This is a genomic window from Dactylosporangium sp. NPDC051485, from assembly GCF_040682015.1.
Taxonomy (GTDB): domain Bacteria; phylum Actinomycetota; class Actinomycetes; order Mycobacteriales; family Micromonosporaceae; genus Dactylosporangium.
This window is the reverse complement of the sequence record NZ_JBFAZW010000040.1, coordinates 33095-52534: the sequence shown is the minus strand read 5'-3', so window position 1 is coordinate 52534 and position 19440 is coordinate 33095. Positions and strand designations below refer to the sequence as shown.

Here is a 19440-nt window from a genome sequence, read left to right as displayed (position 1 = left end):
AACAGCTCTCACGCCGCAGCGGCGGGCTGCTTCGCCTTCCTGCGGCGCGGCGTGACCGTCACCCCCACCAACGCGGGCGTGGCCTCAGCGGCCCGCTGCTCCTTGAACCGGATCTCGACCTTCGTCGGGTCGAACGTCCGCCCGCCCTTGCCCGACGCCAGCAGTCGCACCGTCACGAGGGTGTCCACGACGAGCCGCTGATGCGACAACGGCAGCGCCTTCCACGCCGCCATCATGTCGGCCGCGCCGATCAACGGCCTGAGCGGCGAGTCCACCAGCGCGTTGTTCAACTCACGCTCGATCGCGTCGATACGCTTCTGCCCCGCCGCGCTCGCCGAGTGCAACTGCGCCTTGGACACCTTCCCCAACACCTGATCGGCGGCCATGTCATTCAAGTTCTCCCGGATCGCCGCCGCCTGCGCCCGCAACGCTGGAGCGTCGATCTGCGGCGACGCCGGACGCAGCAGGTCCACCGCGTCTTTACGCGCCAGCCGAGCCAGGATCGTCGCCACAACGAGGCGGTCCACGTGCTCGACGCTGCGGGTCATGTGCGCCTCGTCCTTGCACTTGTAACGCGGAGCCCGCCCACCCAACGTGACCTCCACCCCGACCGGCTTGGTGAACAACTCATCAGTGCAGATACCGCATTTGAACAACGTCGTCCCGAGGTACTTCGGCGCGGCTCCAGGACCGGTGCGCCGGTTCGGGTCGGTCAGAATCCGCTGCACCGCACGGAACGTCTCCAAGGGCACCAGAGGCTCCCACGGCGCGGTGCCGACCTCTTCCTCCTGGAACACCATGAACCCCGCGTTACGCGGACGCAGCAGGATGTCGCGCAGCGTCTCGGCCGACCACTCCGCCCCCGTCACGGTTGGGACCTTCTTCTCCCGCAGCTCCAACGCGAGCTGCCGCAGCGACGCGCCCTTCTCCTTCGTGTCGTCGGCTTCGGCGGCCTGCACCACCCGCACCGAACAATCCAGGACGACCTTCGCCTCGTCCGGCCGGACCGTGATCCCGTCGTCGTCGAACCCGTACGGGCGGCGGCCCCCACCGAACTCGCCCGCCAAAGCCTGCCGCTCACGCGCGGCCGACACCCGCCGCGCCGTGTCCCGCGAAGCCTTGTTCGCCATCGCGGTCAGCACCCGCGCCATCGTGATATTGCCGTCGTTGTCCAACTTCAGCGAACCGGTCACCGACTCCACCGGCACGCCAGTCTGCTCCACGACATCGATCAGGTCTTCCAGATCACGCGGGTCACGAAACGCCCGGTCCAGATCCAGAACCAGGAAGCCGTCCTTCTCACCGCTGGCCAGTAGATCGAGGGCCTGACGCAGCTTCGGCCGCACCGTACGCAACTCGTAACGGCCGTTCGGCAGGCGGATCTTTCGCCGCTTGAACGCCGACACACCCCGAACGCGCTTCTTCCGCCCCTGCGCGTCGACTTTCACCTCATCGGGCGGGATGTCGTTCTCGATCAACACCAGCGTGATCGTCCACCCCAGCAACTTGGCGTAATCGTAGATACGCTGGGTCTGATCAACGTTGCCCTTCGCGTTGCCGCCCTCGTCCAGATCGATCATGCGAAGGTCCGACAACCGAGCCATCGCCACCGCGTTCTGCGGCTTCCCGACAGGCTTAACCGTCTGTGTGCGTCGTTTCCCCATGTCAACCATGGTGCCACGCCTAATGTGTGGAAATCCAGGGTCCGGCAAGACGACGCTCGCCGTGCACTGGGGGCACCGGGTGCGGGCCCGGTTCCCGGACGGGCAGCTCTACGTCAACCTCCGCGGCTTCCACCCCACCGGCGACGCGGTCACCGCCGCCGGGGCGCTGCACGGCTTCCTGACCGCGCTGGGGCTGCCGCCGGGGCGGGTGCCGGGCGATCTCGAGGCGCGCGCCGCGCAGTACCGGACGCTGCTCTCCGGCCGGCGGATGCTCGTGCTGCTCGACAATGCCCGTGACGCGGACCAGGTCCGCCCGCTGCTGCCGGCCGCGCCCGGCTGCGTGGCCCTCGTCACCAGCCGCCACCGCCTCACCGGGCTGGTCGCCACCGAGGGCGCGCAACCGGTACTGCTGGATCTGCTCCCCGCCGACGAGGCCCGCGCGCTGCTGACCCGCCGGTTGGGCCCGGAGCGGATCCGGGCGGAGGCCGAAGCGGTCGACGCGATCGTCGAGCGGTGCGCCCGGCTGCCGCTCGCCCTCGCCGTCGCCGCCGCCCGGGCGGCGACCAGGCCGGGCCTGCCGCTCGCGAGTCTCGCGGCCGAACTGGCCGACCGCCTCGATGCGCTGCACGGCGACGAGCCCGGCACCGACGTGCGCGCCGTCCTCGACTGCTCCTACCGGCAGCTGACACCGGCCGCCGCCCGGCTGCTGCGCCTCCTCGGCCAGCATCCCGGCCCCGACCTCGGGGCGGCCGGCGCGGCCCGGCTCGCGGGGCACAGCCAGGCCGAGGTCGCGCCGCTGCTGGCCGAGCTCACGGGCGCGCACCTGCTCGCCGAGCCGGAAACCGGCCGCTTCACGATGCACGACGTGCTGCACGCGTACGCCGCCGAGCGCGGCCGCGAGGAGGACCCCGGCCCCGTGCGGGTCGCGGCCCTCGGCCGCCTCATCGAGTACTACGTGGACACGGCCACGGCCGCCATCGCGACCGTCCTGCCCGGCGAGTCGGACGCCGCCCCGACCGGCTTGTTCGACCAGGTGGCCGCCGCCCGGGCCTGGCTGGACCGCGAACGCGCCAACGCCGTCACGCTCGCCGGGCACGGCCGGCCCGCCGAGACGATCGCCATCGCCCGGACCCTGCAGCGGTACCTCGACCTGGGCTACTACACCGAGGCACAGGACCTGCACTCCCGGGCCCGCGAGGCCGCCCGGGAGCACGGCGACCCCACCGCCGAGGCCACCGCGCTGAACCATCTCGGCGTCACCTACCTGCGGCTCGGCCGCTTCGCCGACGCCGCCGAGCTGCACCACCAAGCGCTGGAACGGTTCCGGGCGGCCGGTGACGCCGCCGGCGAGGGGCGCAGCCAGGAGCTGATCGGCAACGCCGCATGGCGCCTCGGCGACTACGAGAACGCCCGCAAGTACCACTACGCCGCCCTCGACACGTTCCGGGCGGCCGGCCACCGGCTCGGCGAGGCGATCCAGCTCGTCCACATCAGCATCGGCAGCCGGCAGTTCGGCGACCTCGAGGCCGCGGCCGAGGGCCTCGACCGGGCCCTCATACTGCTGCGCGAGCTCGGCGCCCGGCACGGCGAGGCCTACGCGCTGGACACGCTGGGCCTGCTCCGCCAGGAGTCCGGCGCCGCCGAACGGGCCGTCGAGTGTCACGAGCAGGCCTACGCGATCTGTGCCGACATCGGCTACCCCGCCGGACAGGCGGACGCGCTGCACAACCTGGCCCGCTCGCTGCTCGTCCTCGGCCGGTCCGGGGAGGCGATCGTGCACCACGATCGCGCCCTGAGCCTGTTCCGCGAGATCGGGGCGCGCGCCCGCGAGATCGACACGCTCAACGGGCTGGGCGCCGCACTGGCCGCCGCGGGCGAGCCGGACGCGGCGCGGGACCGCTACACCGAGGCCCTCGCCCTCGCCGCGGAGACCGGCGAGCGGCTCCAAGAGGCCGTCGCCCACGAGGGCCTGGCAGGCCTCTACGCTGCGGCCGGCGACCGGGCCGGCGCCCGGCGCGCGTGGCGGCACGCCCTGACCGTCTACACCGATCTGGGCCTGCCCGACGCCGAGCGGGTCAGCGCGGCGCTGCGGGGAGCTCGATGACGACACCGGCAAGGGCCGATCCCTGCGCGGCCGGGTGGATAGGAGTCTGGAACACGATGGCGAAGAAGCACTGCCCACCGCAGTTCAAGGCTTCCGCGACCTGCAGCTCGGGCGCCAGCCGCGGTTCGTTGGCCGTCAACCGCCGATCCGCCAGCGCGCGGCGCCGCCCTTCACCCCGCTGACCGAACGTTCGAGGCCGCCTACCCGGTGCTTGGCGCACATGTCGACCAGCCCGTCCAGGTCGAATTTCCGCAGCAAACTGATGATGGCCTTGTGCTCGGTGTCGATGTGCTTCCGCGCCTCCGGCTGGCGCCACCACCACGTAGCGCTGTAGCCCTCCGACATCTGCCAGAGCCGGCGAACCTCGCGACGGAACTGATTGAGCGGTGACAGATCAAAGATGAGGAAATGGAATTCGCGGTTGCATCGCAACACTTCGGTGACGTTGCGCTCGTCGATCCCGGTCATCATCCTCTCGTTGAGGTCTTTCAGAGCGCTCAGCACGGCGGGGTCGGGGCGCGTCACCGTCCGGAGCAGCTCATCCTCGAGCAACGCGCGCATCCGGTAGATCTGGGCGAGGTCGTCGTCATCGAGCCGGGCGACCACATAACCTCGGTTGGCCTCGTAGCTGACGACGCCTTCGGACTCGAGGGTCCGGAGCGCTTCGCGCAGTGGGCTACGGGAAACGCCGATACGCTCGGCCAGGTCGACCTGGCGGATCTTCTCCCCCGGGAGCAGCACCCGGTCGATGATCAGACCACGGATCTGCGCGGTAGCTTCCAGAGTCAGCTGCAGCGGCTCTGCGACAGCCGGCGCGGGCTCACGCTTGAGAGACATGGGCCAGTTCGAGGCGGGTGGCGCCTCCGATCGATGTCACGCCAGGCGACCGATGAACGTCTACCATGTAGGCTCCCAACACTTGCAGACAAAGTTGCACTCAAGATAGCATGCGCCCCGTCGGACACCTCCACCATTCAATGCCGACCAGGATGCTCACCCGGCGAATAGGTAGGCAAACCCGCTGTAGCCGAATACCCCGGCGATTTACATAATTCAACGTCGATGGGAGCGCGTGCTGAACGCCGGGCCCGGACCGCAGGCCCCACGCAGCGCTGACGGCTGGCGACCCTACGCGGAGGCCCACGAGGTTGGTCCGAGTAACGTGACCGTCAACGCGATCCGGCCTGGGCTTGTCGAGGTACCACGCCAAGACCTGCCCGAGCAGATCAAGCAGGGCTTCCTGTCGATCATCCCGATGCACCGCCTCGGCGCACCGCGCGACATCGCCGCGATCGTCAAGTTCCTCGTCGGCCCCGACGCCGACCGGGTCACCGGCCAGGTGATCGCCGTCGACGGCGGCCAGACACTCGTCAGGGCATTCGACGCCATACCCTGGGTCGAGCCGGTGTTCGGCAAGGACAGCTCGCGCGGCCTCGTGTAACCGCGCATTCCGCTCCGGGCCGTCTGTCAAGGCCAAGACGAACGAACGCCGGGTACACCGTATACGCGGTCAAGCCGTTGCAGGCGTCCCGCTACGGGAACGCCTGGCGCTGTCCGGGGCCGAGAGCGACGCAGCCGACGCGCACCTGCTCGCGGACATGGTGCGCATCAGCTCGCACCAGCTGCGCCCGGTCGCCGCCGACTCGGCCGAGGTGGTCAGGTCGTCACCCGGATGCACGAGACACTGGTCCGCGCATCACCTCAACGAGGCAGCTGCTTGACATTCAAGCGCCTGGGATGCCGTTCGGAGAATGGCCGCCTCGTTGCGAGCCAAGGCCTTGCAACCCCTACCGTCGAAGATATGCAAGATATTGGTCATCGACATTTTTGTCGGCACAATCTCTAGTCGGAGACCATCACCGGCGCGGGCAGTTCCGACAGCGCCTCTGCCACCTGCTGGGCGCTGTTCACCCCGTCAACAGCGCGTCGGAGGGTGACGAGCGCACGCGGCCAGTTGATAGCCACGCCTCCTGTCGCCACTCCCCCTTCATCTGCGTGGACGACGGCGGCGACCGGACGGTCGACCTCAAGGTCCCGCACCACCGCCGTCGGCCCATGAGAGCGCGGACTGCCGACCGCCTGGAGCTTCCAGTCGTAGAGGTCGTTCCATACGTAGTCGCTCGGTGCGTAGCCTCCCTCCTCGATGTCCGCCCCCACCAGGACACGAGCTACGTGTCGAGCCTGATCGACGGCATTCGTCCAGTGCTCTGCGCGATAGCGCCCGGAGGCTGGGTGTGGCACGCGGGCCACGTCACCGACGGCGAAGACGTGCGGCGCGGCGCGGAGATCGCCGTCGCAGACGACCCCGTCGGCAACGGTCAGGCCCGAGCCGCTCAACCACCCGTCATTGGGGCGGGCGCCCAGCGCTGCGAGGGCCACGTCCGCCTCGACGACACTCGCGTCATCGAGGGTGATCGCCAGCGCCCCGAGTTCGCCCGTCACGGAGCGGACGCCGCGCCCCAGTCTGGCCGCGACGCCCCGGTCCGCGTGGAGACGTCCGATGCGGTCGGCGACCAATGGGCCGAAGGCACGCTGGAGCGGCAGCTCCTCCATGTCGATCATGGTCACCCTACAGCCCCTGCTCCGTGCCGCGGCGGCAACCTCGCCGCCGATCAAGCCGCCCCCGATCAGCGCGACTCTCGCGCCCGGCACCAGGTGGGAGCGCAGTGCCCGCGCATCGCTCAAGGTCCGCAGCGTGAGCACGCCTGACGACGTCGCCCATGGCGCCTGGCGGGCCGAGGCTCCCGTGGCGATGACTACGTCGTCGTAGGAGACGCTCGCGCCGTCCGCCAGGTGCACCAACCTCTCTCGAGGGTCGAGCGCCACGGCCGCCGAACCGAGCCGCAGAGACACCCTGAGCTGCTCGAGCTCGTCGTGCGAGATGAGCCGCAACGTCGGCGGTTCGTCGTCCTGCGTCAGGATCGCCTTCGACAACGGCGGTTTGTCGTAGGGAAGCTCGGTCTCCTCACCCACCAGGATCAGCTCCCCGTTGAAGCCTTCGAACCGGAGTGCGCGCACCGCGCGCACCCCGGCCACTGAGGCACCAACGACCACGATGGTTCGGCTCATGCAGATCCCGTCGCTCATGTCGTCACTGTCAGGCCGTGCACGCTTGCTCAGGCAGCAGCGGTCGGCTCGCGGTCCAGGATGATCGCCTTCGTCTCCAAGTAGGGCATCAGTCCCTCCCGGCCGCCTTCGCGGCCAATACCGGACTGCTTGAACCCACCGAAGGCAAAGGCGTGCGAGTTGCGGTGGGCATTGTGGCCCACGGTGCCCGAGCGGATCTGCCGGGCGAACTCCCAGGCCCGGTTCTCGTCGTTGGTGAAGACCGCCGAGTTGAGGCCGTAGTTGGTGTCATTGGCGATCCGGATCTGGTCCTCCTCGTCCTTCGCGGGGATGACGCTCACCACCGGCCCGAAGAGCTCGTTGCAGGCGGTCACCGACCGGTTGCCCACGTTGCCGAGAACGGTGGGCTCGATGAACCACCCCTTGTCCAGGCCCTCGGGACGGCGGCCCCCCCTGGGCGAGGGTAGCGCCCTCCTGCACGCCTGCGGAGATCAGGTCGTTGATCTTGTCGAGCTGGCGCTTCATCGCGATAGGGCCCATCTGGGAGCTCGCATCGAACTGGTCGCCCACTCGGATCTTGGCGAACTCGGACGCCAGAGCCTCGACGAGCGCATCATGACGGTGCTGGCTCACGGTGACCCTCGAGAGCGCCGAGCAGACCTGACCGGTGAGCTCGATCGTAGAGCGGGCCAGCGAGGCCGCCGCGGTCTCGAGGTCGTAGTCGTCGAGGATGAGCGCGACGTTCTTGCCACCCATCTCGAGGTTGACCCGGGCCGTGCGCTCTGCCGCGATCGTCGCGATCTTCTGTCCGGCAAACGTTGATCCAGTGAAGGAGATCTTGTCGATCCCGGGGTTGCGGACAAGCAGTTCGGAGACCTCGCGGTCGGCGGTCACGATGTTGAGGACGCCGGGCGGCAGTCCGGCCTTGTCGGCGATTTCGGCCAGGAGGTATCCGCTCACCGGCGCCTCGGGCGCGGTCTTGAGCACAACGGTGCACCCGGCGAGCAGCGCCGGGGCGATCTTCCAGCTCATGGCGACCACCGCGGCATTCCACGGGATGATGGCCCCCACCACGCCGACGGGTTCGCGGACCAGCCAGCCGTAGCCACCGCCCATGGGCTCGTGGCGCTCGACGAACTCGAACGACTCCGCGAGGCCGGCATAGAAGTCATAGATGCCCGGGATCCGTGCTCCACGGGTGACGGCATCCACGTGGAGGATTCCCATCTCCGAGGTCCAGATCGATGCCAAGTCATCGGCGCGGTCCCGCAGTCCCTGGGCCACCGCCCGGAGATAGCCGGCCCGCTCCGCGTGGGACATACGGGTCCACGGGCCGTTGTCGAAGGCCTCACGCGCCGCAGCCACTGCGCGGTTCATGTCCGCGGGCCGCGCGGCGGCGACCCGCGCCCACACCTCCTCGGTGCCCGGCTCGATGACATCGATTCGGTCGTCGCTCGAGGGCTCGACCCACTCGCCCCCGATGAAGAAGCGGTCCAGGTTGCCGACAGGGACTTCAACTCTGCCGATAGTGCTCATTGCTCGTTCTCCTTCGATGGATCTGTGTCCGAGAGGCGCTCTAGGCGCGGGCAGCGGACGGTTCGACGTCAGTGGGCAGGTCCACCTGTGCCGGTGCGGGCAGCGGCAGCCCGAACACCACGACTTCGGCCCCTTCGGAGGCCTCGACGTCCACCGACTCGTCAAAGTCCGAAAAGATCACCGAGCGTGCCTGATGCTCCTCGCCGCCGACGCGGACGGGCCCCGCGACCACCCACAACAGCTGGGTTCGCTCGGGTGTGAGCGCCAACCGGCCCGTGCCGGACCACCGGTAGTTCCCGACGTAGACGTCGTCCTCGGTGAAGCGCCCGAGCATCTTGACGTCCACGCCCTCGGTGTGCGGGCGCCAGGCGAAGCCCTCGGGCATCATGAGGATCGGCTGCGGATACCGCGGGGTCGGATACACCAGCTTCTTGCCAGTCGCGAACTCGAAGACGGCATTCCGCGCGTCGGCACGGCGCTCGATCCCGTCGTCACCGCGCGTGACGTACCACCCGTCCTTGAACTCCCCGACCTTCGACATCTCGGAATGAGCGGCGTCACTGTCTGCGCGCCAGACCCACGACTTGCTCCACTGGATGAGCATGACCTCCGAGTCCTCGATCTCCTCAGGGCCGTAGTGCGTGCCGGCCGGGAAGAAGATGACGTGGCCGGCCTTGCCGAGCAACCCGTGGCCGAAGTCGGCCCTGCCGCTGACGATGAACCGGATCTGGTCGAAGTCGTGCCGGTGGCGTGGCGCCGAGAACGTGCCGTTCCCGCCTTGGTACTTCACGAGGTCGGCGGTGAAGCCGACGCCCGGCAGGACCTCGCTCTCGCGGACGAACTTGCGGTGGATGATCCCGGGTCGGGCCGCGCGGACTACCCGCTCGTAGGGCGTGGAGTCGGTACTGAAGGCAAACATCGAATCCCCTCCTGGACGCGCGGTCAGTGAAAAGTGACCGGCATGTCGAGCCAGCCGGACCGCAGGACCTGGCGGATCGGTTCGGGCTCACCGGCCAGCTCGAGCCGCTCATAGCGCTCGACGAGACGCCGAAGCACGATGCGGGCCTCGAGCCGGGCCAGGTGCGCGGCGATGCACTGGTGGACCCCGTAGCCGAAGGACAGTTGACGGCGTGGCTCATGGCGTCGGATGTCGAAGGTCCACGGGCTCTCGAAGGCATCGGCGTCGCGGTTGCCCGCATCGAAGAGCAGGTACACCCGCTGGCCCTGCTTGATGCTCGTGCCCGCAATCTCGGTGTCGGACATGACGGTTCGCGCGAATCCGCGAGCCGGGGTCGCCCACCGGAGACTCTCCTCAACCGCGTTGTCGAGCAGTTCCGGGTTTGCCCGCAGGATGTCCCACTGCTCCGGGTTCATCGCGAACGCCCGGACCATGCTGGCGAGCAGGGCCCGGGTGTTGTCGCTACCCGCGGCAAGGAAGGTGCTGCACATGATGAGCAGGTTCGCCTCGGATACGGGCTCACCGTCGAGCTGTGCCTCGAGCAGGTTGGAGATGAGGTCCTCAGCAGGGTGCTGCCGCTTGTAGGCGATGCGCTCTCGGAAGAAGTCGTTCATCGTCCTGAAGGTCTCGATCTGCTTCCGCAGGTTCTCCGCGCCGCGGATCAGCTTGAGGTTCTCCAGGGCCTCACTCCAGGCGGCAATCTGCGCCTCATGGCCCCGAGGAAGCCCGATCAGGTCCTCGGCCACCCGGAAGGGCAGTGGCCCACCCACCTGCTCGATGAAGTCGAAGGGCTTCCCGAGCTCGATCTCACCGAGCATGCCGGCCACATGCTTCTCGATCTGCTCGCCGAGATAGGCAATGGCCTTCGGTGCAAAGCTGCGAGAGGCCATGCTGCGCAGGTCACGGTGCCGCGGTGGGTCAGCGTAGGCGAACTGCTCGCCCTCCGTCCCGAAGAGCGTCTTGTACACCGCCCGCTCGTCGGGATCGAGCCTCAGCTCCCCGAGGTGCAGCCCGTGCGCAGAGGAGAAGATCTCCGGAGTCCGCGCGGCTTCCTTGATGTCTTCGAGCCGCGAGAGCACGAAGATGTCGAGCGGGTGATAGTAGAACGCCGGCGCTTCACGTTGCAGTCGGGCGTACATCGTCTCCCGGTCGCCCTGGTAGAACTCAGGATCCTCGAGTCGGACATCATCGGTGGTAAGGGCTGTCATCTCGTCATCTCTTCCCGTTTCACGCCCAAGGGGCAGCTGGTCACGATCGGCGGACCGGGCCGTGCACCTGACCCCCGTCGACGACGAGCGTGGTGCCGGTCACGAAGCTGGACTCGTCGGAGACCAGATAGAGCGCCGCGGCGGCCACCTCGTCCGGGCGACCGATGCGTGGGATCGGCATGGACCCGAACCACGCAGCGTGGTCGAGGCTGTCGAAGTTCGAGCCGGTGCTCATCGGTGTCTCCACGCCGCCAGGCAACAATGCATTCACCCGGATGCCGTGAACGCCCAGCTCGCGCGCGGCACACCTGGCGTAGGTCACGGCTGCCGACTTGCTCATCGCGTAGGGGAGGAAGTTGAAGGCCCCCGCCAGGGCGGCAATCGAGGAAACCACGACGATGCTGCCGGCACCGGCCTCCTTCATGCCGGGGATGCAGGCTGCCGTGCCCAGCTGGGGCCCGATGACATTGACGCCCATTGCCAGGTCGAGGGCTTCCAGGTCGGGGTGCTCAGCAGTCCCCGGGACCATGACTCCGGCATTGTGGACGAGGATGGTGGGGTAAGCACCAAAGGCGCGAACCGCCGCTCCCACCGCGTCAGCCCATGCCATGGCGTCCCGGACGTCAAGTGGAGCAAAGGCCGCGCACGGCCCGAGGCTGTCGGCAAGGGCGGCCCCCTCGCTCTCCTTGCGCGCCGTCACGAGCACCCGGGCCCCCTCGGCGACGAAGAGCCGGGCAATGGCAGCGCCAATGCCCTGACTTGCACCTGTGATCAGTGCCACTCGCCCGTGGAGCCGACCTGAGGATTCTTGGTTCACAATACTCGCCCTCGCGTGCAGAAATGCATACATTAATATCGTAGATGTAGTCCAAAAGTGCGTCAACTGCTGGCGCCTGAGCCCGCTGACAAGAGCCTCCAAGGAGGAGCGCCATGCGAACAAACCACTTCAAGTCCGTGACCCGGGGCGGGGGGACCGCCCTGGGGGTCGCCCTCACGATCGCGGACCCGCTCGTCGCCGAGATGGTCGGCGCCGGCGCGCCCGACTTCCTCATGATCGACGCCGAGCACGCCCCGCTCTCGAGCTCGGACCTGCAGACCATGCTCGTCGCGCTGCGTACGGCGAGAGCCACCAGCCTGGTCCGGGTGGCCGCGAACGACCCGGCGCTGATCGGCATGGCGCTCGACCTGGGCGCTGAAGGTGTCATCGTCCCCGCGGTCGTCTCCGGCGAAAGCTGCCACAGAGCCGTCGCCGCCGCCCGGTATGCCGGCACGCGCGGCCTTGGCCCGCGGCGCGCGGCCCGCCTCGACGGAGGGCGCGTGGAGTATCTCGCGCGGGCCGACGAAGAGATCGCCGTGGTCGTCATGATCGAGAGTCGAGACGCCCTCGAGCACCTCGACGACATCCTGGCGACCCCCGGTCTCGATGCCGTGATGGTCGGCCCAGCCGACCTGGCCGTGTCCCTGGGCCACCTCACCGAGCCCGGCCACGCCGATGTTCAGGGCGCGATCGAGAGCATCCACGCGGCCTGCGGCCGCCACGGCGTGCCGTTCGGGATCTTTGCGGCCGCGGAGGCGGCCGCCAGGAAGTGGGCCGACCGGCAGGCCGCCTTCATCGTGATCGGTGCCGACCTGCAGTACCTCGACCAGGGGCTTGCCCGTGCACGTGCACTGGCCGAGGAGCTGCGGGCCTGAGGCTCATGCCCCTGGGGCGGCTCCGGCGAGAGGCCGCGGGCCGCCCCGGGACTCACCGATCCCGTGCGACCTCGAGCATGCGCTCCCACTGGTGCACCTTGACGCGGTCGCGCCTCTGGGCCGCACCGTCGCGCACCTCCTGCGCGTCGATCGCCTGCCACCCCTCCCAGCCGATGGCTCCCGAGAAATCGGCAACGGGACCCGCGGTCGCATCCCGCTCGCGGGCTTCGTCCGGGGTCCTGGCGGCCAAGTCCTCGATGAGCGACCCGACGGTCTCCATGGCGTCCATGCGGTTGGTGCCGATGACCCCGTTCGGGCCTCGCTTGAGCCAGCCAGCCACGTAGAGACCGGGCACCGGGACGCCATCGGCGCCCACGACACGGCCGAGCTGGTGGGGGACGGTGCCACGGACGTGGTCGAACGGCATACCGGCAATCGGCGCGCTGAGGTACCCGACCGAACGGAAGACGACGCCGGCGTCAATCGACTGCTCGCCGGCGGCACTGCTGAACTGCACGGACTCTACTGCGTCGCTGCCGAGGATGCGCTGGGGCGCCAGATGGTAGCGCAGGTGGATGGAGCGCGCCGCCCCGCGCGGCTCTGTGGCGGCAGCCTTACGCAGGAAGGTCATCCTACGACCGACGAGCGGGTCGCGCGTCACGACCTCCTGCTGCAGCTCGTCGAGCTCGAGGTCCTCGGGCCGAACGACCAGGTCCGCGCCCTCGAGGTGTGCCAGCTCCATGAGCTCCTTGTTGGTGTACTTGGCGAAGGCCGGGCCGCGACGCGCGACGACGTGGATCTCGCGAAGGCTGCTCGCGGCGAGCGCCTCGATGACATGCTCGGGCACGTCGGTCCGCCTGAGCTCGTCGGGTGTCCGACAGAGCATCCGCGCGACGTCGAGTGCGACGTTGCCCGCGCCGATGACCAGGGCGCGATCACCCTGGAGTTCGAAGATCCTGTCGGCCGCATCGGGGTGACCGCTGTACCAGGACACGAAGTGCGTGGCCGAGTAGACGCGCCTCAGGTCCTCTCCCGGCACGCCGAGCCGCCGGTCGACAGTGGCTCCGCTGGCAACGATCACCGCGTCGTAGCCGGCGAGGAGCTGCTCAAGCCCGACGTCTCGGTCAACCTGAACGTTGCCGAAGAAGCGCACCCGTGGGTGCTCGAAGATCTCCTGGAAGGAAGCGACGATCGACTTGATCCGCTGGTGGTCGGGCGCCACGCCGTAGCGCACGAGCCCGTAGGGCACCGGCAGCCGCTCGATGACGTGGACGTCGACGTCGAGCCCTTCGTGCTCGGCCAGGACCTGCGCGCAGTAGGCACCGGACGGTCCGGAACCCACGATGGCCACGCGCCGCAGACTCATTCTTCGACGACCCGCCGCGGGAGCGCCGCGACGACCGGCACATCCCGGATACCCTTCTCGACCTTCCGCGCACCTCTCGGGGACCCGATCTCGTCGAAGAACTCGCGGTTGATGTCGACGAACTGCTCCATGTCCTGAGGCGTCTCGGGCTCGTAGTAGATGGCCGACACGGGGCAGGCCGCCTCGCAGGCACCGCAGTCGATGCACTCGTCCGGATGGATGTACATCATCCGGTTGCCCTCGTAGATGCAGTCGACAGGGCACTGGATGACGCAGCTGCCCTCCTTGGTGTCGACACAGTTCTGGGTGATCACATAGGCCATGGCTTTACTCTCTATGCGTGCAAGTTTGCATACATTATTGCCAGAACGCGCTTCCGTCAAGGCCACCCGACGGACTTCACCCGACAGCGGCAGACAGCACCACGATGTCGAGCGCCACGGTCGCCGTCCGGTCCGTCTCCCTGAGGACGCGGAGCGGGTTGATCTCGATCTCCGCGATCTCGGGCAGGCCGAGGAACGACCGGGCCGGTCCGTCCGCGGCATGGAGCGTCTGCATTAAATACTGCATACACTACTACCACAACTCCTCGTTGCGGTCACCCGAGCGCAGGTGCTTCGTATACGTGTCGATCTCTGGATACGGCGCCCACGGTGCCTACCGCGACGTCGCGGGTCACGACTTGCAGTACCTATCGCTTGTCGGGGGAGATCCCGCGCCCGCCGGAGGGCGCCGACGCGACCGATGTCCCGGCACCCTGCCGGCCGCCGACATCAGGAGCTCGCTCTATGCCAGTCTCGGCATCGTCATCGCCCTGTTGGACAAGGCACGCCACCCGGAGTCCTTCGCCGCCCGTCACCTCGATGTGGCCATCGCCGACTGCGCGCCGGCGACGATGGAGCCCCGACTCGCCGCGAAGCCCTTCAGATCCCCACCACGGCAGGCGCCCTGAGCCGGCCCGGGTCGGGATCTATCGCACGGGCAACGACCAGTTCGCTCGCAGCGCGGACGCCCAAGAGGCCCTGGCTGCCAGGCGCGAGGGCCGCCCTCGGGTCTACACCGGCACCTGAGGCAGTTCGACAGTAGGCGCGCCCACGCGCCGCCACGCCACCCCCAACCCTCGGCGGACTCCGTCAGCGGTTGGGGGTGCCGCTCACGGCGCGTTCGTAGCCCCCGGTGCGATGCCTCTCGGAGATGTCGATGAGCCCGTCGATGTCGTACTTGCGCAGGGCCGTGAGGATGGCCTTGTGCTCCGAGATGATCCTCGCCCCTGCTGCAGGGGTCCGCCACCACCACGCCGCGCTGTAGACATCGGAGAGCTGCCAGATCCTGGTGACCTCGCGGCGGATCAGGTTGAGCGGCGACAGCTCGAAGAGGGAGAAATGGAAGAGCCGGTTCAGCCGGACGATCTCCGCGACTTCATGCGCCTTGACCGCGTCCGCGAGCCGGTCGTTGATGTCCTTGAGCGCAGCCAACTGCTCCCGGGTCGGCTTGACGACGGTTCGCAGGAGCTCTGACTCGAGGAGCGAGCGCATCCGGTGGATCTGGGCCAGGTCCTCGTCGTCGAGACGGGACACGACGTAGCCGCGGTTCGCGTGGTAGGCGACGACGCCCTCCGCCTCGAGAGTCCGCAGCGCCTCACGCAGCGGGCTGCGCGACACTCCGATCGTCTCGGCGAGCTCGACCTGCCGGATCTTCTCGCCGGGCAACAGAACCCGGTCGATGATCAGACCACGGATCTGCGCAGCGGCCTGATCCGTGAGCTGGGTCGCCTCCCCCACCGCGCTCATGCCGCGCTCCGACCGCGCGGGAGCGGGAAATCTGTTGACGACCGGGAACCGGGGTGACGACATGATGCGAGCAACGCACCGATCCTCGGTTGTAGTGGCAGGGCCCCTCAATTGTACACACTCTTTAGCGTCAGAATGTGCTTCTGAGGACGGCGGCACGCATCACCTGGCCTCGCGGTTTGTTATCCCGCGTCGGCTGATCTGACCACCGAGATCGCCACCGCGGGGCAGGCACGAGCTGCGCGCTCGGCCGCTGCCGCGTCCGCACCCTCGACCGACGCCATGGTAACGGTGGAGAAGCCGTCGTCGTCCAGTTCGAACACCCCCGGCGCCTCGAGGACGCACATGGCATGGCCTTCACAGCGAGAGGGATCGACAGTGACGTGCGCGTTCATCAGTCCTCCTGAACGTTGCTCGACTCCATGACGATGTCCCAGTCGTGGAGAATGCGCTCTTCATCGGCACCCAGGGCGGGTCCCGCGACCTGTGGAACGGTGTAGCCGGACAGGTGAAAGGGCATGGTCACCGTGCGGACCCCGTCGGAGAGCGTCGAGAGGTAGCCCTCGGCCTCGACATGCTCGTCGACGACGACATCCGTGAGCTGGTTCACGGGCCCGCACCAGATGCCCCCGCTGCGCAGCAGGTCGAGCCAGTGATCGGACTCCTTCGTGGCGAAGTGCTCGTCGAGCACCACCCTCAGCTCTGCAGAGTGCTGGAGGGCAGACTCGAACGTCGCGAACCGTTCGTCCGACAGCAGTGGCTCGAGGCACAGGGTGTTGATGAAGGGCAGCCACGCGTTCGCGTTGATCGCAGCGACGGCGATCCAGCGCCCGTCCGCCGCACGGTACTGGTTGAGCAAGGCGTTGCGGGGGTTGCGTCTCGGGCGGCCCTCCGTGGAGGCGCCCTGGGTGTTGGCCGCCGACCCGATGAGCAACATCTGGCTCCACAGGGATGTCTGCAGCAGGGACCCGGACACGGCGTGGGCCTTCCCCGTGCGCCTGCGCTGCGCGAGGGCGGCCAGGACCCCGAAGGCGACCATGGTCCCGGTGAGCACGTCATTCATCGAGCCCGGTGGCGCGAACGGCTCATCCGGCTCCCCGGATGCCGTGAACAGCATGCCGCCGTAGGCCATCCCGGTCATGTCCTGGGCGAAGTCGTCGGCTCGCGGACCGACCGTGCCGAGCCCGGCCGACCGCGCGTGGATCAGGTCGGGGTGTCGCTCGGCCACGGTGGCCTCGTCCAGCCCCAGCCGCGTGAGGGCCGGACCAGCCAGATTGGTGACGAAGACGTCTGCCCGCGCGAGGAGCTGATGCATGACCTCCAGGTTGTGGGCCTGCTTGAGGTCGAGCACGAGGGAGCGCTTGTTCCTGTTGCACGCGGTGAAGGACAGACTCTGTCCGGACCCTGCAGGCTCGGCACCGGCCGTCGGGGCGACGTGGGCGCGGGTCGGGTCACCCCGTGGGGGTTCCACCTTGACCACGTCCGCACCGAGGTCCGCAAGGAGCATGGAGGCAACGGAGCCCGCCATCCAGACGGTGAGGTCGACGACCCGGACGCCTGCGAGCGGCCCGCCCGGGTCGACTGCCTCGCCCTCGAAATCATTCAGCCCGTCGACCACCTAGGCCACCGCCTTGCGCCGGAGCTGCCCGACGGACGTGAGGAGCCCGAGACTGGCCACGAGGCCGAGCGTCCCGGCCTTCAGCGCGACGACGGGGCCACTGAGCGCCGCACCCAGCAGGTGGTCGACGGACCAGCGCCCGGGACCCAGCCAGACCAGGACGACTGGGAAGAACCCGTTGTCCCGGTGGTCCGTCAGCGCGGCGGTGACCATGAGCCCCACGAAGGCCGCTCCGGCCAGGGGCGTGAGGAGCCCGAGGCACATGAGGGCCCCCGCTCCGAGCTCCGCCACGACAGCAAGGCGAGCGTGAAGCCACCCCGGGCGCATCCCGAGGCCTTCGAACCACGACGCCGTCCCCGGCAGGCCGCCCCCACCCCACACCTTGTTGGCCCCGTGGGCCAACAGCATGGATCCCAGAGCGAGACGAAGCAGCAGCGGAAGATCCGCGTCCATCGAACACCTCCAGAGGCATTCCGAGCAGTTGCATTCATTTTGGAATGCAGAATAGCATGCTGCGGAGCGGCCGGCAGTGCCGTGATCACATCCACCCGTCGACGAAGGTGTCCCCATGAGGCAGGTTTCCCTCGGTTCCCAAGGACTGGTCTCCTCGGCCATCGGACTCGGGTGCATGCCCTTGTCAGGCCTCTACGGATCGGTCGACGCCGCCGACGCCGTGGACACCCTTCATGCCGCTCTCGATGCTGGGATCACCCTCTTCGACACGGCCGATGTCTACGCAATGGGGGGCAACGAGAGACTCTTGGGCCGGGCACTGAGCTCCCGGCGGGACGACGTCACGATCGCGACGAAGGCCGGTTTCGCCCGTGACCGCCAGGGCAAGCCCGTAGGCCCCAACGGGATCGACGGTCGCCCCGAGTACCTCTTTGCCGCCTGCGATGCCAGCCTGCAACGCCTCGGCGTGGAGGTGATCGACCTGTTGCAGTTGCATCGGGTCGATCCCCGGGTCCCGATCGAGGAGAGCGTGGGCGCCCTCGCCGAGCTCGTCCGCGTGGGCAAGGTCCGCTTCATCGGGCTCTCGGAGGCGAGCCCCTCGGACATCGAGCGGGCGCACCGGGTGCATCCGGTGTCCACCGTGCAGAACGAGTACTCGCTCGTCGAACGCACCGTCGAGGACGAGCTGCTCCCGCTGTGCGCCCGGCTGGGCATCGGGGTGCTGGCCTACGCACCCCTGTGCCGCGGCCTTCTCACCGGGACCCGTCCTAAGGCAGATGACGCGTCCGACACCCGCAATGGCGCTCGCTTCCCTCGACTGGCGGAGGAGAACCGGCAGGCCAATGACGAGCTGGCCGCCTCGGTGGGGCGTATCGCCCGCGACATCGGCTGCACCCCGAGCCAGGTCGCACTGGCCTGGCTGCTCCGGCACGAGGGAGTGCTCCCCATCCCCGGAAGCAGACGGAGCGCGTACGTTCGCGACAACAGCGGCGCGGCCAACATCACCTTGACGCCGGACCAGGTCGACGCCCTCGACCAGCTGGCCCACCGGGTGGAGGGTTCGCGCTACGGCGGCGACGCCAAGGCCGCCGACTGGGTCTCGCCCTTGCCCACCGAGCGCTCGGTGGCCCGCCCCCGGATCATCGTCACCGGCCTCGGCGCCGATGGCCGAAGTGCCGTCAGTCGGGATGCCCTGGTCGATGCGCTGCCCGCTCCCAATTCGATGGGCTTCTCCAGCCAGGTCATCTGGGCCTGCGACGAGCTCCCAAGCGTTCCGGACGACACCCCGGTCGCTGGCACGAGCCCCGCCGCCCACGTCGGCGTCGAGCCGGGCGGTCTCCGCTTTCTCCAAGTGGTAGTCATGCCGACGGCGGTGGGCGACGGCGCGCCGGCGAGTGGCAGCCCCGTCCCGGACACCCTCGACCTGGTCGAGGGCTCGGCGCCCGGAACGCACGTCACGCGTTCGGTAGACCTCGTCACCGTCCTCGAGGGTGATGTCGTCCTGGTCCTCGACGACAAAGAGCTCGAGCTCACCGTGGGAGACTCGGTGGTGCAGCGCGGGACGGCCCACGCCTGGCGGAACGACAGTGGACGGCCCGCCCGCCTGGCCGTCGCGCGAGTGGCTGCCGAGAGCTCGGCCCGTGAAATCTAGCTGACGCCTGCGGACGGGCTGCCGGCCTGAGCCATTCGGCGAGCGCGGACCCGCGCTCAAGGGATCCAGAGCGCGGTGACAGCTGCCAGGACCATGCTTGCGCTCAGGAGGTAGAAGCCCACCACGTAGCCGATCGCGGCGGGATAGCCGGTCTCACCGGCGGAGCTTTCCAGGAGTCCGGCCATCGCGCGGACCCAGCAGACGACAGTGAGGGGCAGGATCCCGAGAACGAGGATCGTGCGCCACGACGACCAGCCCCACACCGAGCCCTCGGGTGAGGACGACGAGCAAGGCGATCAGCCAAGCCGTCATGGCCAACGCGGGCACGAGCGGC

21 protein-coding genes and 1 pseudogene are annotated in these 19440 nt (G+C 68.7%); 5 read left to right on the top strand and 17 right to left on the bottom strand.

Features of this window, described 5'->3' with window-relative positions:
* Positions 1-8 precede the first annotated feature (8 nt).
* Positions 9-1580, bottom strand: a complete 1572-nt coding sequence (locus AB0M46_RS23190; RefSeq protein WP_363339037.1) for a recombinase family protein — start codon at positions 1578-1580, stop codon at positions 9-11.
* 91 nt (positions 1581-1671) lie between these two features.
* Between AB0M46_RS23190 and AB0M46_RS23185 the strand changes: the two genes are divergently transcribed.
* On the top strand, positions 1672-3768 hold the full coding sequence (locus AB0M46_RS23185) for a tetratricopeptide repeat protein (protein ID WP_363339036.1): 2097 nt from the start codon (positions 1672-1674) through the stop codon (positions 3766-3768).
* On the opposite strand, the gene AB0M46_RS23180 is transcribed toward AB0M46_RS23185, so the two are convergent.
* Positions 3740-3907 (bottom strand): hypothetical protein, encoded by a 168-nt coding sequence (locus AB0M46_RS23180; protein ID WP_363339035.1) that lies wholly within the window; start codon positions 3905-3907, stop codon positions 3740-3742. The genes AB0M46_RS23185 and AB0M46_RS23180 overlap by 29 nt on opposite strands.
* Positions 3904-4605, bottom strand: coding sequence for a GntR family transcriptional regulator (locus AB0M46_RS23175; RefSeq protein WP_363339034.1), 702 nt, complete (start codon positions 4603-4605; stop codon positions 3904-3906). The genes AB0M46_RS23180 and AB0M46_RS23175 overlap by 4 nt, the downstream gene beginning before the upstream one ends.
* A 235-nt stretch (positions 4606-4840) precedes the next feature.
* On the opposite strand from AB0M46_RS23175, the gene AB0M46_RS23170 reads away from it, so the two are divergent.
* Positions 4841-5209, top strand: a complete 369-nt coding sequence (locus tag AB0M46_RS23170) for an SDR family oxidoreductase (protein ID WP_363339033.1) — start codon at positions 4841-4843, stop codon at positions 5207-5209.
* A gap of 401 nt (positions 5210-5610) precedes the next feature.
* Here the strand turns inward: AB0M46_RS23170 and AB0M46_RS23165 are convergent, their stop codons facing one another.
* From AB0M46_RS23165 to AB0M46_RS23140, 6 genes and pseudogenes are all read right to left on the bottom strand, one after another.
* The gene (locus tag AB0M46_RS23165; protein ID WP_363339032.1) at positions 5611-6855 is read right to left on the bottom strand and encodes an FAD-dependent oxidoreductase; all 1245 of its coding nucleotides are present in this window, start codon (positions 6853-6855) and stop codon (positions 5611-5613) included.
* Positions 6856-6884: 29 nt separating this feature from the next.
* On the bottom strand, positions 6885-7247 hold the full coding sequence (locus tag AB0M46_RS23160) for an aldehyde dehydrogenase family protein (protein ID WP_363339060.1): 363 nt from the start codon (positions 7245-7247) through the stop codon (positions 6885-6887).
* Positions 7248-7302: 55 nt separating this feature from the next.
* Positions 7303-8370 (bottom strand): annotated as a pseudogene (locus AB0M46_RS23155) (aldehyde dehydrogenase family protein); the annotation flags it as partial.
* A gap of 40 nt (positions 8371-8410) precedes the next feature.
* On the bottom strand, positions 8411-9289 hold the full coding sequence (locus tag AB0M46_RS23150; RefSeq protein WP_363339031.1) for a hypothetical protein: 879 nt from the start codon (positions 9287-9289) through the stop codon (positions 8411-8413).
* 23 nt (positions 9290-9312) lie between these two features.
* Complete coding sequence (locus tag AB0M46_RS23145; RefSeq protein WP_363339029.1) at positions 9313-10536, bottom strand: cytochrome P450; 1224 nt, start codon at positions 10534-10536, stop codon at positions 9313-9315.
* A 40-nt stretch (positions 10537-10576) separates the two neighbouring features.
* Positions 10577-11317 carry an SDR family oxidoreductase gene (locus tag AB0M46_RS23140; RefSeq protein WP_363339028.1) on the bottom strand — a complete coding sequence of 247 codons (741 nt, stop codon included), beginning with the start codon at positions 11315-11317 and terminating at the stop codon, positions 10577-10579.
* A 149-nt stretch (positions 11318-11466) separates the two neighbouring features.
* Here AB0M46_RS23140 and AB0M46_RS23135 point away from each other — a divergent pair, with 149 nt between their 5' ends.
* The gene (locus tag AB0M46_RS23135) at positions 11467-12228 is read left to right on the top strand and encodes an aldolase/citrate lyase family protein (protein ID WP_363339027.1); all 762 of its coding nucleotides are present in this window, start codon (positions 11467-11469) and stop codon (positions 12226-12228) included.
* A 52-nt stretch (positions 12229-12280) separates the two neighbouring features.
* On the opposite strand, the gene AB0M46_RS23130 is transcribed toward AB0M46_RS23135, so the two are convergent.
* From AB0M46_RS23130 to AB0M46_RS23120, 3 genes are all read right to left on the bottom strand, one after another.
* Complete coding sequence (locus AB0M46_RS23130) at positions 12281-13579, bottom strand: FAD-dependent oxidoreductase (protein ID WP_363339026.1); 1299 nt, start codon at positions 13577-13579, stop codon at positions 12281-12283.
* An 11-nt stretch (positions 13580-13590) separates the two neighbouring features.
* Positions 13591-13917 carry a ferredoxin gene (fdxA, locus tag AB0M46_RS23125; RefSeq protein WP_363339025.1) on the bottom strand — a complete coding sequence of 109 codons (327 nt, stop codon included), beginning with the start codon at positions 13915-13917 and terminating at the stop codon, positions 13591-13593.
* Between the two features lie 76 nt (positions 13918-13993).
* A complete protein-coding gene (locus AB0M46_RS23120; protein ID WP_363339024.1) occupies positions 13994-14152 on the bottom strand; it encodes a hypothetical protein in 159 nt (52 codons plus the stop codon).
* A 67-nt stretch (positions 14153-14219) separates the two neighbouring features.
* Here AB0M46_RS23120 and AB0M46_RS23115 point away from each other — a divergent pair, with 67 nt between their 5' ends.
* Entirely contained in the window at positions 14220-14546 is a 327-nt protein-coding gene (locus tag AB0M46_RS23115) for a CoA transferase (protein ID WP_363339022.1), read from the top strand.
* A 181-nt stretch (positions 14547-14727) separates the two neighbouring features.
* Here the strand turns inward: AB0M46_RS23115 and AB0M46_RS23110 are convergent, their stop codons facing one another.
* The 4 genes from AB0M46_RS23110 to AB0M46_RS23095 all read right to left on the bottom strand — a co-directional run bounded on the left by AB0M46_RS23110 (position 14728) and on the right by AB0M46_RS23095 (position 17455).
* Positions 14728-15384, bottom strand: coding sequence for a GntR family transcriptional regulator (locus tag AB0M46_RS23110; RefSeq protein WP_363339021.1), 657 nt, complete (start codon positions 15382-15384; stop codon positions 14728-14730).
* A gap of 182 nt (positions 15385-15566) precedes the next feature.
* On the bottom strand, positions 15567-15779 hold the full coding sequence (locus AB0M46_RS23105; RefSeq protein ID WP_363339020.1) for a ferredoxin: 213 nt from the start codon (positions 15777-15779) through the stop codon (positions 15567-15569).
* Positions 15779-17002, bottom strand: a complete 1224-nt coding sequence (locus AB0M46_RS23100; RefSeq protein ID WP_363339019.1) for a CoA transferase — start codon at positions 17000-17002, stop codon at positions 15779-15781. The genes AB0M46_RS23105 and AB0M46_RS23100 overlap by 1 nt, the downstream gene beginning before the upstream one ends.
* Positions 17003-17455, bottom strand: a complete 453-nt coding sequence (locus tag AB0M46_RS23095) for a DoxX family protein (protein WP_363339018.1) — start codon at positions 17453-17455, stop codon at positions 17003-17005.
* A 115-nt stretch (positions 17456-17570) separates the two neighbouring features.
* Here AB0M46_RS23095 and AB0M46_RS23090 point away from each other — a divergent pair, with 115 nt between their 5' ends.
* A complete protein-coding gene (locus AB0M46_RS23090) occupies positions 17571-19106 on the top strand; it encodes an aldo/keto reductase (protein WP_363339017.1) in 1536 nt (511 codons plus the stop codon).
* Positions 19107-19162: 56 nt separating this feature from the next.
* Here the strand turns inward: AB0M46_RS23090 and AB0M46_RS23085 are convergent, their stop codons facing one another.
* Positions 19163-19369, bottom strand: a complete 207-nt coding sequence (locus AB0M46_RS23085; protein WP_363339016.1) for a hypothetical protein — start codon at positions 19367-19369, stop codon at positions 19163-19165.
* Positions 19370-19440: the final 71 nt, after the last annotated feature.

Excerpts from the sequence above, each read along its gene's own strand:
- AB0M46_RS23145 (WP_363339029.1), bottom strand. The coding sequence starts at position 10,536 with ATGACAGCCCTTACCACCGATGATGTCCGACTCGAGGATCCTGAGTTC.
- AB0M46_RS23090 (WP_363339017.1), top strand. The coding sequence starts at position 17,571 with ATGAGGCAGGTTTCCCTCGGTTCCCAAGGACTGGTCTCCTCGGCCATC.
- AB0M46_RS23135 (WP_363339027.1), top strand. The coding sequence starts at position 11,467 with ATGCGAACAAACCACTTCAAGTCCGTGACCCGGGGCGGGGGGACCGCC.
- AB0M46_RS23185 (WP_363339036.1), top strand. The coding sequence starts at position 1,672 with ATGGTGCCACGCCTAATGTGTGGAAATCCAGGGTCCGGCAAGACGACG.
- AB0M46_RS23110 (WP_363339021.1), bottom strand. The coding sequence starts at position 15,384 with ATGAGCGCGGTGGGGGAGGCGACCCAGCTCACGGATCAGGCCGCTGCG.
- AB0M46_RS23190 (WP_363339037.1), bottom strand. The coding sequence starts at position 1,580 with ATGATCGATCTGGACGAGGGCGGCAACGCGAAGGGCAACGTTGATCAG.
- AB0M46_RS23150 (WP_363339031.1), bottom strand. The coding sequence starts at position 9,289 with ATGTTTGCCTTCAGTACCGACTCCACGCCCTACGAGCGGGTAGTCCGC.
- AB0M46_RS23175 (WP_363339034.1), bottom strand. The coding sequence starts at position 4,605 with ATGTCTCTCAAGCGTGAGCCCGCGCCGGCTGTCGCAGAGCCGCTGCAG.
- AB0M46_RS23120 (WP_363339024.1), bottom strand. The coding sequence starts at position 14,152 with ATGCAGACGCTCCATGCCGCGGACGGACCGGCCCGGTCGTTCCTCGGC.
- AB0M46_RS23165 (WP_363339032.1), bottom strand. The coding sequence starts at position 6,855 with ATGAGCGACGGGATCTGCATGAGCCGAACCATCGTGGTCGTTGGTGCC.
- AB0M46_RS23095 (WP_363339018.1), bottom strand. The coding sequence starts at position 17,455 with ATGGACGCGGATCTTCCGCTGCTGCTTCGTCTCGCTCTGGGATCCATG.
- fdxA (WP_363339025.1), bottom strand. The coding sequence starts at position 13,917 with ATGGCCTATGTGATCACCCAGAACTGTGTCGACACCAAGGAGGGCAGC.
- AB0M46_RS23105 (WP_363339020.1), bottom strand. The coding sequence starts at position 15,779 with ATGAACGCGCACGTCACTGTCGATCCCTCTCGCTGTGAAGGCCATGCC.